Source organism: Cytophagaceae bacterium ABcell3 (assembly GCA_030913385.1).
GTDB lineage: Bacteria > Bacteroidota > Bacteroidia > Cytophagales > Cytophagaceae > ABcell3.
This window is the reverse complement of sequence record CP133159.1, coordinates 4840323-4854259: the sequence shown is the minus strand read 5'-3', so window position 1 is coordinate 4854259 and position 13937 is coordinate 4840323. Positions and strand designations below refer to the sequence as shown.

Below are 13937 nucleotides of genomic sequence, written 5' to 3'. Positions count from 1 at the left end.
TTTTTGTATATTACTAATTTTCGTTTTCAATGAGTGAGATCAGAAATAACTGGACCAGGGAGGAAATCTCTGAAATTTTTAACCTGCCCATCTTTGAACTTATTTATCGTGCTGCCACGCAACACAGAAAATATCATGACCCTCAAGAAGTACAAGTGTGTACCTTGTTGTCTGTAAAAACTGGAGGGTGTCCCGAAGACTGTGCTTATTGTCCGCAAGCCGCACGCTACCACACCGATGTAAAGGTGCATAAGCTAATGGAAACGGAGGAAGTGCTAAATGCTGCTAAAAATGCCAAAGAAGGTGGTAGTACCCGTTTTTGCATGGGGGCTGCTTGGAGAGAAGTTAGGGACAATAAAGACTTTGACCGTGTGCTAGATATGGTAAAAGGTGTGAGCAACATGGGACTAGAAGTTTGTTGTACTTTGGGCATGCTTACAGAAGAACAGGCAGAAAAACTGAAAGATGCCGGTCTTTATGCCTACAACCATAACCTGGACACCAGTGAAGAGCATTATGATAAGATAATTTCTACCAGAACGTATGACGACCGTCTGGATACGCTTAATCATGTTCGTAAAGCAAAAATTTCTGTTTGCTCAGGTGGAATAATTGGTATGGGCGAATCGGTCACTGACCGTATAGGTATGTTGCATACCTTAGCTACCCTTCCTGAACACCCGGAGTCAGTGCCGGTAAATGCTTTGGTACCTGTAGAAGGGACACCTTTGGAAGAACAGCCTCGTGTATCTGTGTGGGAAATGATAAGAATGATTGCTACGGCACGTATAATTATGCCTAAATCCATGGTCAGGCTTTCTGCTGGAAGAGTCAGGATGAACATGGAAGAACAGGCATTGTGTTTTATGGCTGGCGCAAACTCCATTTTTGCAGGAGATAAGTTATTGACTACGCCAAACCCTGAATATGATGCTGATAAGGAGATGTTCCAAGTGCTTAACCTTAAACCAAGAAAAGCATACAAAGATCAAGATAAACCAGGGGTTAGTTTTGAACAAATACCACAACATTAAGTATTTAATGGCATGAAGCATCTAATAAAAATTTTACTTTTACTAGGAGTTTTTTGCTCTGGATCGATAGCGCAAGATTGTAACGTATATTTCCCTTTTGAAGAGGGTGTAAGTTTTGAGGTAACAAATTACAATGCCCGCGGAAAGAAACAAGGTACAGTCTCTTATGCCGTGAAGGAAGTTTCTACTGTCGATGGTAAGCAGCAGGCTATTGTTTCTTCTCAATATGCGGATAAAAAAGGCAACGAACAAAACGATGCTGATTTTAAAATGATATGTGGGGATGACAAGGTTAGTTTAGACCTTACCAGCATCTTGTTTACGGCAGGTGTTTCCCAAGCTACGGAAGGCATGGAAATTTCTGCCGATGGAGACTTGCTGGATTTTCCACTCAATCCTCAAGAGGGACAATCACTACCTGACTCCAAAATGGATATTAAGTTTTCTGGTGAAGGTGGCGGTAGCGACATAGCAAACGTGGTAGTAAACGTTACTAATAGGAAAATAGAGGGGAAAGAAGAGGTAGAGTGTCCTGCTGGAAAGTTTGAAGCTTGGAAAATAAGCTATGATGTACAGGTAGAGACAGAAGTGATGGGGATAAAAGTTCCTGGGGCAAAAACGCAAAGCATTGATTTTATAGCTCCTGGACACGGTAATGTGAGAAATGAAGTCTATAATAAGAATGGCAAGCTTCAAAGCTATTCGGAGTTGACTGAGTTTAGTAGGTAGAGCCTGAGCCTTCTGGTAATAAAAATTTTAGGGTTACCCACTGAGATATCTTATGTGTTATTAGCTTACTTAGGGCACGCTGAAAAATGCCCAAAACATTGATATATTAATAATTGTATAAAAGTTAGGAGGTATAGGAGCAAGGGTTTTTCGGTTACTTCTTATTTTTCCGTGCACATTAAATTGAGAAGCTTTTAACTCAATACTTTTTTGGGCTAGCCACAAGCGCACAATCTACTTTATGGCCTTACATTCGAAGTATTCCAATACGTCTTCATGTAAGGCCATGCGTATCTTGCACACTTGTGACTTTTTCAGCAGGCCCTACTTAGGCTCGCTAAGTTACTTTTTGCCTCGCCGGCAGGGCCTTACTTTTTTTTCTTGGACAAAAAAAGTAAGCAAAAAAGTCAAGGCCCTGAAATTTGCTGAACTTTATAACCATTACGCTATTCCGATAGCTATCGGAATGAAACTCACCCCCTTGCGTCGGGCTTAAACAGCAAATTTTTTGGCCGCTTCATGGTTACAAAGTTCTAACCTGCCTACCTACGGCAGGCAGGCGCAATTTCATCAATGGCCGCTTTATTTTCTAACAATGGCACATATCGCCATTTAAGAAAGGAGATTACATAAAAAAAAGGATGCTGGTAACCGGCATCCTTTTTTTTATGTAAAATTGCTTTTTGCTATTAAGGATATTAATGGTTAGAACTCTGCGTTTTGCGGGGTTCTAGGAAAAGGAATTACATCCCTGATGTTGCCCATGCCGGTCACGAAAAGCATGAGCCTTTCAAAGCCAAGACCGAAACCACTATGAGGTGCCGTCCCAAATTTCCTGGTTTCTAAGTACCACCAAATATCTTCTTCGTGGATACCAAAATCTTTCACTCTTCCTAAAAGCTTCTCATAATTGTCTTCCCGCTGCGAGCCTCCTATGATTTCTCCTATGCCTGGAAACAATACATCCATGGCTTTTACAGTTTGCTCATTGTCATTGAGCTTCATGTAAAATGCTTTGATTTTTGCTGGATAATCGGTAATTATTACCGGCTTTTTGAAGTGTTTTTCAACCAAGAACCTTTCATGTTCCGATTGTAAATCTATTCCCCAAGAGACAGGAAACTTAAACTGCTTCTTTTTAAATGGCTTCGAGTTTTCAAGAATAGAGATTGCTTCTGTATACGTGACCCTTTCAAAGCTGTTTTCAGTTACAAACTTAAGCTTTTCAATAAGCCCCATTTCACTTCTTTCCTCTTTTTTCTTTTTAGCTTCCTCTTTTGCATATCTTTTGTCCAAAAACTGTAGGTCTTCCATGCAATTGTCTAGGGCATACTTAATGAGATACTTCATAAAGTCCTCTGCCAGGTCCATGTTGTCGTCCAGGTCGTTGAAGGCAACTTCTGGCTCAATCATCCAGAACTCCGCCAAGTGTCTGGCTGTATTAGAGTTTTCAGCACGGAAAGTAGGGCCAAAAGTATAGATAGCACCTAGTCCCATAGCGCCCAATTCACCTTCTAGCTGGCCAGATACGGTCAGATTGGTCTTTTTTCCAAAGAAATCCTCCCTAAAGTCCACCTGTCCTTGGTCGTCCATAGGTGGGTGGGCAGGGTTTAAGGTGGTTACTCGGAACATTTCTCCCGCACCTTCTGCATCTGCACCTGTAATGATGGGTGTGTGCAAGTAAAAGAAACCATTGTCATTAAAGTACTTGTGAATGGCATAGGACATGGCATGCCTTAACCTGAAAACAGCGCCAAAAGTATTGGTCCTTGGTCTAAGGTGTGCTATTTCCCTAAGAAATTCCATTGAGTGCTCTTTGGGCTGTAATGGGTATTTGTCAGGGTCTGCTGGCCCATATACTTCTATGTCCGCCGCTTGTACTTCAACTCTTTGGCCTTTGCCTGGTGACTCAATTAGTTTACCTTTGATGTTCACACATGCTCCTGTAGTGACAAGCCTAAGGATGTTTTCTGAAAAGTTCTCTACATCAGCCACAACCTGTATGCTGTTGATCGTAGAGCCATCATTCACAGAAATAAAAGCTACATTTTTGCTTTCTCTTTTATTCCGTACCCATCCTTTTACATATACTTCTTTTCCTGCTTCTCCTTTTTCAAGAAGTTCCTTGATTTTATATTTGATCATATTATGATTTATTATGCCAGGGGCTGAAACTGTAGTTCTTAAAAATGCGTTTTTTGAGCAAACAAATATTTATGTTTTAGAATCGTTAACAAAAAAAGTATATTTTACTATTTTAGGCAAAGATTTAGTTAAATATAATAATTTTGTCCCTAGTGAAAGGTGTATGTTTTTCTGGTTGCCTATAGGTACATTATAGTAAAATTTTATGCAGAAACTTAGTTTATCTCAAACGCTGTCGCAAAAGCTGTCACCACAGCAGATTCAGTTTATAAAGCTGTTGCAGGTGCCAGTGGCGGAACTTGAGTCCCGGATTGAAGAGGAACTTGAAGTGAATCCGGCTCTTGAGGAAGGGAAGGAGGAGCCTGACTCACAAAGTGACGATAACTTATTTGATGATGATGGTAAGGACGACAACTTTGATGAGATAAATGTTGAAGACTACATCAGGGATGATGATATAAGTGGATATAAAATGCATGGCGATGGCCCTTCTGATGATGATGAAAAAGAATTGCCTATCGCTAGCTACTCTTCTTTGACAGAATCTTTGTTAACCCAATTGGGTTTTCTTAAATTAGATGATAGACAGGAAATTATTGGCAAGCAGCTTATAGGGTCTATTGACGCAGACGGTTACCTGCGCCGTGATCTTGAGTTAATTGTCAATGACCTGGCATTTCTGCAAAACATTGAAACTTCCATAGAAGAAGTTGAGGAAATTTTGTTTCGAATTCAGGATTTTGAGCCAGCAGGGATTGGAGCAAGGGACTTGAAGGAGTGCCTGAGTTTGCAGTTAGAGAAGAAATACTTGGCTGACCCTATGGTAATTATTGCCAAAAGAATTATTGACGAATGTTTTGAAGAGTTTTCTAAAAAACATTACGATAAAATTCAAAGGAAACTCAATATTGACGACGAGCAACTTAAAGAAGCTGTCGGTATTATTACCAGATTAAACCCTAAACCAGGAGGAGATACCGGTGGTGATGTTAAGACCCAGTATATCATTCCTGACTTTATATTGTATAACAACAATGGAAAGTTGGAGTTGTCCCTAAACTCGAAAAATGCACCAGAGCTAAGGGTTAGCAGGTCTTATGCTGAAATGTTTGATACATATGACAAAAGCGCCAAAAAGGATAAGAAGTTGAAAGAAGCGGTCACTTTTGTTAAGCAGAAGCTAGATGCTGCCAAATGGTTTATTGATGCTATCAAACAAAGGCAGCAAACCTTGTTGAAAACAATGGATGCTATCGTAAGATATCAATATGAATTCTTTCTGGAAGGTGATGAGAGTAAGCTCAAGCCGATGATACTGAAAGATATTGCCACGCAAATAGATATGGACATCTCTACTGTGTCAAGAGTGGCCAATAGTAAAACTATTCAGACCGAATTTGGTGTTTATCCATTGAAGTACTTTTTCTCGGAAGGTATAGCCACAGATTCGGGAGAGGATGTCAGCAGTAGAGAAGTGAAGCATACGCTTAAAGATATTATAGAATCGGAAGATAAAAAGAAGCCACTTTCAGATGAGAAGCTGGAAAAGATGCTCAAAGAGAAGGGTTATAACATTGCCAGAAGGACGGTGGCTAAGTACAGAGAACAATTAAATATACCTGTAGCACGTTTAAGGAAGGAATTATAGTGCATAAGTCTGAATATAGAACAATAAAAAATCGCTTGCTGTTTTACCGAGTTTTGTCTTGGATATTATCCATTGCGCTTCACCCATTGCTCATGCCCACGGCTTTGTTTGGCATTATCGCTTTTCAAGTACCCGACATCATGAACCCTTTGAGCAATGAAGGAAGAATGAGTGTGCTGTTCTTGATTTTTCTTTCCACATTTGTAATGCCTTTCCTCATGATTTTGGCCATGCTTGTGGTTTCTAAAAAGGAGTTTTCTTTGGGTAACCTTCAGATGAGCAAGGCAAAAGAGCGGTTTATGCCTTTCTTCTTTACAAGTATTTTCTATCTGGTAGTCACCTATTACCTGTTTAGCTCCTTGAATACGGTTATTCTGCTCATTATGGCTGGTATTACCGCCTCGACTTTTATAACTGCCGTAGTTTCTTACTTTTGGAAAATCAGCGCCCATGCAGTGGGCATCAATGGAGTGATCGGTTTCTTGATGGCCCTCACCTGGATGTATAAAGAAAATGCATTGCTTTATCCTCTCGTGATTATCATATTGCTTTCAGGAGCGCTTCTGTCTGCCAGGCTATACCTTAATGCACACACACCTGCCCAAGTTTTATGGGGCGCTGTGTTAGGATTTGTATCGGGCGTTGGTTCGTTGGGCTTAATTTATTTTATATAATCTATGGCAAATAAAGTAGTATATCAGGTTGATGAAAATGTAGCTTTCTTGACTTTAAACAGGCCAGAGGTAGTCAATGCTCTTGATCCGGCGCTCTCGCTGGAGCTTCAGGAATGCATTCAGTCCATAGCTTCAAATAAAGACATTAAAGCTGTTTGCTTGTCTGGCAGTGGAAAAGGTTTTTGTAGCGGACTTGACTTAAAAGCCTTTTCGGGCAACTTGGACAAGCCTTCTGATATACTGGACAAATATTTTCATCCCGTTATACTTGGTTTGCACAAACTGCCTATACCTGTAATTGGCAAACTTAAAGGTATGGCCGCCGGCGCCGGTGCTTCACTTTTATTGGCTTGTGACATGATTATTGCCTCCGAAAATGCTGGAATAGCTTTTTCTTTTATGAAAATTGGCCTTGTCCCTGATTGTGGGGCTACATGGTTCGTAAAAGAAAAAGTTGGGTACAATAAAGCCTACGAGATTTTTGCTACAGGTAAAACTTTAAGCGCTAAAGAAGCCTTGGATCTGAACCTCGTTAACCAAGTGGTGCCAGAAAATGATCTTGATGTAACAGCTGACGAAATGAGCCATTGTCTTTCTAAAGGGCCTGGAGTAGCTTTAGGGTTAATGAAAAGTAACCTTCGTCAAAGTGCTAGCCCATCGCTAGAGGAGGTTCTGGAAATAGAGGCAAAAGCCCAGGATATAGCTGGGGCAACGGAAGATTTTCGGGAAGGTGTAAATGCCTTTATTGAAAAAAGGATGCCCAACTATCAAGGAAAATAAAAAAGCCTTTCTTCCCTAAAAAAACGAAAGGCTGAGTCCAAACATTACAGGACGCATTTCTGGTGCTGTGCCATCTCTAAAGAGGTTGTTGAGGCCATAGTAACCGTAAAACAAGAGTTTTCCATATCCGATTCGCCCCGTTAGGCCAAACCTAAACCGGTTTACATGATGGTGGTGCTTTTGCTGTTCTCTAATTCTTCTGTCTTCGGTGCTGTATACGAACTTAGTTTTGGCATCGAACATGACACCTGCTTTTACCCCAAGGCCTAATTTAAAAGCTTTTCTGTTGATGGTACTGCTCTTAAACCTTATTTCTACAGGAATATCTATATAGTTTGCATTCAACTTAGACCGCCTGTATGTAATGCCTTCGATATCTTCTTCGTAAGCAACCACCTCGTCTCCTAAGGTTTCTAGTCTTACATTGTCCTCGAAAAAGTAGTTGTCAAAAGCCAATCCTATACCTGGGTTCAAGGTCAGCTTTTCGCTTCCGAGCTCAATACGGTGGTAGTAGTAAATATTTAGATTGGCCGGACGGTACCAGCGGGTTTGCAACACAGAGGGCGCCCCTTGAAGGTAGGCAAAACCTTTGTCTATCATTAACCCTTTCCATGCGCTATGTCGTGGTTCTAGCAGATCAAGGTTTAACGGTTGGTCTGCGGTATCTTTCCTACTGCTTATGTCAGCAAATAATTGAAAGGTGTAAAAAAAAGATATCAGTAAAAACGCTAAAGACTTGTTCATAATTAGAAAAAACTTACTGTATAGAACCTGAAACTTCGGCAAATGTTTAATTTGGTAAAAAATCCCATTTTGCTTTTAAAATACATAATAAAGTATTTAATTTGCAACCTAGTTGAATGAAGGGAAGGTAGATATTAGCACTCGTAGCTCAATTGGATAGAGCATCTGACTACGGATCAGAAGGTTTGGGGTTCGACTCCCTACGAGTGCACAAGAAAAAGCGTTTAGGGTAATCTCTAAACGCTTTTTTTATGCTTCCACTTGTTGGTGTTTTCACCAACTGGCTGCCTGTCAAAAATTAGCATTAGCGTATCTTCGGCCTAAAATGATGCAAGCTTGTAGCTTGTGCTATGTTTTTTTTCGGGTATACTTTTGGTTAACATTTTTTAGCTAATGGACAGGGAGTAGGTATTTCATGATCATCTCCAGCTTCACTTCGTGTCTTTTGCTACTATCAATTGGATTGATGTACTTGTAAGGCTTGATGAGTGTGCCACACCTAACAATATTTTGGATAATCAAATAAACCCTTTGAAACTACGGTTTTTTTTAGATAATTTAATATCTGTATTTAGCGTTAGCAAGCATTTATAAATGTTAAAAAGGAATTTATTGTTGAATGTCAGCTATTTGCTGTTTTTGAATAAAAAAATTATAAAGTAGATGTATCCTGAATTTTTTGGGATGCATAATCATTCGTTGACGTGCATTAAAACGAACTAAATTTACAGCATGAAGAAAGAATTAATCACTGAATTATTTGAAAAATTTGAAGACGCCTGTTACGATCTTGACGGGCTTGAATGTTGGAGTGGCAGAGAGTTACAAGAAATTTTAGGCTATTCAGATTGGCGAAATTTTACAAATACAATACAGAAAGCGGTTAAGTCTTGTGAGAACTCAGGGGAAAAGGAATCGGATCATTTCGTTGGTGTCACCAAAATGATAGAAATTGGAAAAGGTGGACATAGAGAAGTTCAAGACGTGGCTTTGACAAGGTATGCTTGCTATTTAGTTGCACAAAATGGTGACGCCTCTAAACCAGAAATAGCCTTTGCGCAAACCTATTTTGCTGTTCAAACCAGAAAACAGGAGTTGATCGAGCAAAGGCTTCTTGACATTGCTCGAGTAAATGCTCGTGAGAAGCTCTCTAAATCAGAAAAGAAACTTTCAGGAATTATTTATGAAAGGGGGGTTGACAATAGAAGTTTCGCAATAATTCGCTCTAAGGGAGACCAAGCTTTATACGGTGGCAAATCAACTCAATTTATGAAAAACAAACTTGGTGTCCCAACAAACAGACCACTTGCTGATTTTCTTCCAACTCTAATGATAAAGGCAAAAGATTTTGCTACTGAATTGACAAGCCATAATGTCGTGGACAAAGACTTGTCAGGCGATCAAGCAATCAGCAAAGAACATATTGATAATAATAAGGAAATCCGTAAAATGCTTTTAAAACGTGGAGTAAAACCTGAAAATCTCCTCCCTTCAGAAGATGTAAAGAAAGTTCAAAGAAGAATAGATAGCACGGAGAAGAAGATTTTAAAAGACATAAAAAAGGATAAAAAATAACGACACCCCAATGAGTAGACGGCTTTGCCAGCTAGAAAACTGGCAGAGTGCGACCCTGTCTTTGCCAGCAGGCAGGTCTCTCACACCACCGTATCCCGAGGCTACCAGGAGGTCTCTTTACAGGCCGGCCCATCGCTAAAAATCTCTAATGGAGATTTTCGTAATACTTCCATCCCCACTTGTTGGTGTTTTCACCAACATGCTTCCGACATAGGAGTACCCCCAGCATTTCAATTTATAAATGACGGGCAACATCTAGGGTCTACAGCAAAAAAACGCATCTTGTATTTATAGGCAATTAGCACCAACGGTGCGAAATATAAAACAATGGGTAACAGTCCATTGTGCTAGACCACAACCTGCCTAAAGCCCCAAAGGGGCGCAATAGGAAACACTTTAATAGGTGAAAAAGTGATACCATTTCCCTTTTCGGGATTCTAAACAACCTCACCCTCCGGAGAAACTCCCCCCACTTGTTGGTGTTTTCACCAACAAGCTTCCGACATAGGAGTATACCCAGCATTTCCGTTAATAAATGACGGGCAACATCTAGGGTCTACAGCAAAAAAACGCATCTTGTATTTATAGGCAATTAGCACCAACGGTGCGAAATATAAAACAATGGGTAACAGCCCATTGTGCTAGACAACAACCTACCTAAAGCACCGAAGGGGCGCAATAGGAAACACTTTAATAGGTGAAAAAGTGATACCATTTCCCTTTTCGGGATTCTAAACAACATCGCCCTCCTGAGGAACTTGTTTGACTCTAGCAGTAAAGAAGGATTAAGCTGGTTGGCCTCGGTAAAGGCTGAAGTTAATTTTTCTGCTACTTTTAACCTCAGTAGTAAAAGAGCTTTTTCCTCCTCCCATGACATGAAAAGATTCCTAAAGGAATAACAGGAGAATAGTTGTCATGCTGAGGCACGAAGCATCTGTTTGCTTATGGGCGAATGCGGTCAGTCTGAGCCCTATCTAAAGGTAAGAGGTGTTGTCTGGCAGTACCTTCGCTACACCAGGGTGCCAGGAAGAAAGTCCCGATTCAGACAATACAAGGTTCCCTTAGAAACCTTTGTAAAGCTTTTTTGCCTAGCCATTTTTTATACCGGTGTCCAGTTGTTCATGTAGTTTTGGCGGTTGATGATTACAGCCTTTTCTTTGCCCTCAAGGAGCATATAAGCATATTCATAGCAGCAGTAGTAGATGTTTCCTGAAGAGGTTTTGTAAATATTAGTAAAAAAGCCGAAGTCAAAGTCATATTCTTTCAAATGCTGGATTCGTACAGTAGTTTTTCCAATAGGATTTAATTTTTTGAGGATCGTTCTGTTTCTTCTGAGTACTTGGTTAGTCTCAACAATGGTTTTTTCGTGGTTGCGTCTTTCGCTGTTGTGGTATGATGCCCTGCATTGATCTGTACAAAACTTTTTATCAAATCTCCCTGTAAATTTTTGATTACACTGCAGACAAACTTTATCTTCCATATTATTATACGTATAGATACGAATATAAACGTATATATACGGATAATAACACGAATAGTCAAGTAAAAGTCCTGATATTCATATTCTAATCAAAAAATAAGAAGATTATGTTTACCAGGACTACGATTAAACAAAACAAGGTTATTCTAAATGGGCATCCGTACTATACTTACCATTTTAAAAGAGATGTAAAACTTTTTAAAGAAATCCTTTCTTTAGACGGCATAGCCTATAATCATGATTTAAAGTGCCTTATTTCTCCTGCAGATGAGCTTTACCCGGACTCTATAGAACTTAATTTTGGAAATAGAATAGTTTTAGATAGGGTGTATTTGAAAAAAGAGGCTGTTAGCAAAGCAAATCAACATGATGGCTCTTGTATCAGAGACGAATACTTTGAGATACCCACCATTCGACCTTTTTTTAAAGCGACTGTAAGAAAAGCTGAAATTGAGGGGCAGCTTATGTATATGTTAACCTCAGAGCGAATTATGGAGTTAAAGAAGTACTTAAAAAACATTGATTTTGTTAAGTATCATCGGAAGATGAGTGCATTATATATGCTTGCGGACGAAAAACTACTTTACCGCCTGCTAAGGTGTGTGCAAGGAACGGTTTATTTTTTCATACACCAGAATATGTCCATACAAAGTCTAATACTTAAAGAGCAATTTTGGACTCAATCGTACAAAGATCGGATACATATTCCTGAGGACTATCTTAAAACATTGAAGGCCAGAAATTATAGCGATAAAACCATTAGTTCTTACTATAATAACTTTTACAGGTTTTGTTTTTACTGGCAAAATAAAAGCAAAAAAGTCGACGACCTGCACTTTGAAGAAATAAACAGCTATGTATTAGCTTGTAGTACAGTTAGGAAGTATGGAACATCTAGTGTTCATGTGATGATTAACGCCATCAATTTTTATTATAGAGAAGTTCTGAAAAGAACAGATGTATGTTTGGCCGTAACCCGGCCACAAAAAGAAATCAGATTACCGAAAACATTTTCTAAAGAAGAGATACAGAGGATTCTTTCCAAGTGTAAGAATATAAAACATCTTTGTATGCTTACGCTGGTATATGCTTCCGGTTTGCGGGCAGGTGAGTTGCTAAACCTAAAAATCTGTGACATAAATAAAGAACAAGGGTATCTGATGATAGAAAAGGGCAAAGGAGCAAAAGATCGTATTACTTTACTTTCTAAGCAAAACCTGGATCTGCTTAGAGCTTACTATAAAGCCTACAAACCATCACACTATCTTTTTGAAGGGCAATTTGGAGGACAATATTCAAAAAAGAGCCTACAATCGGTCTTTAAAAACGCCTGCCTGGACGCAGGGCTTCCTCAAGATGCTACCTTGCATTGGTTGAGACACTCATTTGCCACCCATCTGTTAGAAAATGGAACAGATATAAGGTACATCCAAGAATTATTGGGTCACAATAGTAGTAAAACAACTGAGCTATACACCCACGTAAGTACAAGGTACATTAAAGGCATAAAAAGTCCGGCAGATGATTTGAATTTATCGAACTTAAAGCATATATTGAAGACTAAAAGGAAACCAAAAGGGAAATAGGCGCAATAACATGCGCCTATCCGCAAGTTGGGGGCTATAGATTGCGAATCTCAGGCATATCTGCTATAAAACCATGTTCCTAAAAAGGGGCAGGTTGGTAAGCTATCGCAGGATAAAATACGATTCCTTTACTAACTTATAGTTACGGCGCCGAAACGGATTTTCTTTCGTCGCGGCAAAACGCAGCTGCTCATTAATATGATACTGCACCGCCAACAGGAAAGCTGTTAAAAGTTAAAAAATAAAGAGATATCTTTTTAACAGGAGAATAGCTTAAACCTAATATCTATACTTTCTTTAACTATCTAACCTGAACGGGTTTTTGGTATGTGAAGATAAGAGATTGAATAAGAGTTGACTAAACAGAACCACAAAAGCTGTGATTCTAAAATGCTCTTGCCGTCAGGTGTTAACCAACCGGAAAGAAAGCTGTTAAAACACCGATAGCCACCAGCTGAAGAGCTTTGTCAATATACTACAGCCCCCAACAATAGCTATAAGAGACCGCAGGTAATCGTTGATATTTCTCTGTTATTCGTTATATTTAAGCTTTACAAGGCTTCGAGGTTGGCGTACATAAACTGCGGCCTCTCATAGCCTGACGTTAGCGGATATAAAAATAAATAGAGTGCCAACAAGAGCTCAAAAGAGAAAAATGCATATATTTAGGAAAAATATTTTTAGATGTCTCAATAGTTTAACGGGCAAAACATGGCGGCATTTAAACAAGGAGCAAAGACTTTTAACCATCATTTGTAGGTTCGAGTCCTGCTTGAGACACTAAAGCTCCTTGTTATAGACTGACTCTAAGCGGGGTCAGTCTTTTTTTTAGATTATGAGTAACTTAAAGAATATACAAAGAAAGATAAGCGAAGGTGTGTCAGGTTGGCTTTTGTTTGAGTTCAACTGCTTCAGGGGCTATTTATTTAATGAAAAGTACTTATCCTATCCTGTTGGTCAAATTTTAAATAGTATAGCAGAATATAAGACCCTAACTGAAATAAATCATCCATGTACTAATGATGGTCAAGGACGACCGCTTCAGGTTGACTTTGTTTTGATGGATGAAAAATCAAAGTGGAAATTTGCATTTGAGTCAAAGTGGATTGGCAATTCAATAATTTCTTTGGGTTCTGTTATTTGGGACTTAATTCGACTTCAAAATCTTGACATATATCACCAAGACATAAAGTGTTATTTTATACTTGCCGGTTTCAATAAGAAAATAAATATTCTACTCGAAGAATTTGATATCTGCTATGATAAGAATTCAGAGAAGAAAAATGAAATAGCAAAAGCAAACTCCACCTATTTAATTTTTGACTTATTCAAGCTTGATGATTCAACAAAAAGTTATATCAATGAGAAGGCAAAAAAGTATCCCAACTTTAAGATATACTCGAAAATTCGATGCAGACCTGCTCACAGATTTCCAAAAAATGATGTTATTAATATGACGTTTACGACTTACATTCTTGAAATTTTAAAACCAGATAAGACACACAAAATTAATGAACTGTGAAAAAATTACATCCGCTAACA

11 protein-coding genes and 2 tRNA genes are annotated in these 13937 nt (G+C 39.1%); 10 read left to right on the top strand and 3 right to left on the bottom strand.

Features of this window, described 5'->3' with window-relative positions; translation table 11 throughout:
* Positions 1–29 precede the first annotated feature (29 nt).
* Complete coding sequence (gene bioB / locus RCC89_19975) at positions 30–1034, top strand: biotin synthase BioB (GenBank protein ID WMJ75418.1); 1005 nt, start codon at positions 30–32, stop codon at positions 1032–1034.
* A 12-nt stretch (positions 1035–1046) separates the two neighbouring features.
* Positions 1047–1763, top strand: a complete 717-nt coding sequence (locus RCC89_19970) for a hypothetical protein (GenBank protein ID WMJ75417.1) — start codon at positions 1047–1049, stop codon at positions 1761–1763.
* A 705-nt stretch (positions 1764–2468) separates the two neighbouring features.
* Here the strand turns inward: RCC89_19970 and asnS are convergent.
* Positions 2469–3908, bottom strand: a complete 1440-nt coding sequence (gene asnS, locus RCC89_19965) for an asparagine--tRNA ligase (protein WMJ75416.1) — start codon at positions 3906–3908, stop codon at positions 2469–2471.
* Positions 3909–4113: 205 nt separating this feature from the next.
* Here asnS and rpoN point away from each other — a divergent pair, with 205 nt between their 5' ends.
* From rpoN to RCC89_19950, 3 genes are read left to right on the top strand one after another with little or no spacing between them, the layout of a single operon-like run.
* Positions 4114–5556, top strand: coding sequence for an RNA polymerase factor sigma-54 (gene rpoN, locus RCC89_19960; GenBank protein ID WMJ75415.1), 1443 nt, complete (start codon positions 4114–4116; stop codon positions 5554–5556).
* 53 nt (positions 5557–5609) lie between these two features.
* On the top strand, positions 5610–6230 hold the full coding sequence (locus RCC89_19955) for a hypothetical protein (protein ID WMJ75414.1): 621 nt from the start codon (positions 5610–5612) through the stop codon (positions 6228–6230).
* Between the two features lie 3 nt (positions 6231–6233).
* The gene (locus RCC89_19950; protein ID WMJ75413.1) at positions 6234–7010 is read left to right on the top strand and encodes an enoyl-CoA hydratase-related protein; all 777 of its coding nucleotides are present in this window, start codon (positions 6234–6236) and stop codon (positions 7008–7010) included.
* Between the two features lie 15 nt (positions 7011–7025).
* Here the strand turns inward: RCC89_19950 and RCC89_19945 are convergent, their stop codons facing one another.
* Entirely contained in the window at positions 7026–7754 is a 729-nt protein-coding gene (locus tag RCC89_19945) for an outer membrane beta-barrel protein (protein WMJ75412.1), read from the bottom strand.
* Positions 7755–7891: 137 nt separating this feature from the next.
* Here RCC89_19945 and RCC89_19940 point away from each other — a divergent pair.
* Together RCC89_19940 and dinD are read left to right on the top strand one after the other, a co-directional pair.
* Positions 7892–7965: transfer RNA gene (locus tag RCC89_19940), tRNA-Arg, on the top strand.
* 521 nt (positions 7966–8486) lie between these two features.
* Positions 8487–9329: a DNA damage-inducible protein D gene (gene dinD, locus RCC89_19935; protein WMJ75411.1), complete on the top strand. Its 843-nt coding sequence runs from the start codon at positions 8487–8489 to the stop codon at positions 9327–9329.
* A gap of 1099 nt (positions 9330–10428) precedes the next feature.
* Here dinD and RCC89_19930 read toward each other — a convergent pair.
* Positions 10429–10809, bottom strand: a complete 381-nt coding sequence (locus tag RCC89_19930; protein WMJ75410.1) for a hypothetical protein — start codon at positions 10807–10809, stop codon at positions 10429–10431.
* Positions 10810–10916: 107 nt separating this feature from the next.
* Here RCC89_19930 and RCC89_19925 point away from each other — a divergent pair, with 107 nt between their 5' ends.
* The 3 genes from RCC89_19925 to RCC89_19915 all read left to right on the top strand — a co-directional run bounded on the left by RCC89_19925 (position 10917) and on the right by RCC89_19915 (position 13917).
* Positions 10917–12395 carry a tyrosine-type recombinase/integrase gene (locus tag RCC89_19925; GenBank protein ID WMJ75409.1) on the top strand — a complete coding sequence of 493 codons (1479 nt, stop codon included), beginning with the start codon at positions 10917–10919 and terminating at the stop codon, positions 12393–12395.
* Between the two features lie 686 nt (positions 12396–13081).
* Positions 13082–13175: transfer RNA gene (locus RCC89_19920), tRNA-OTHER, on the top strand.
* Between the two features lie 55 nt (positions 13176–13230).
* The gene (locus tag RCC89_19915; protein ID WMJ75408.1) at positions 13231–13917 is read left to right on the top strand and encodes a hypothetical protein; all 687 of its coding nucleotides are present in this window, start codon (positions 13231–13233) and stop codon (positions 13915–13917) included.
* Positions 13918–13937 lie beyond the last annotated feature (20 nt).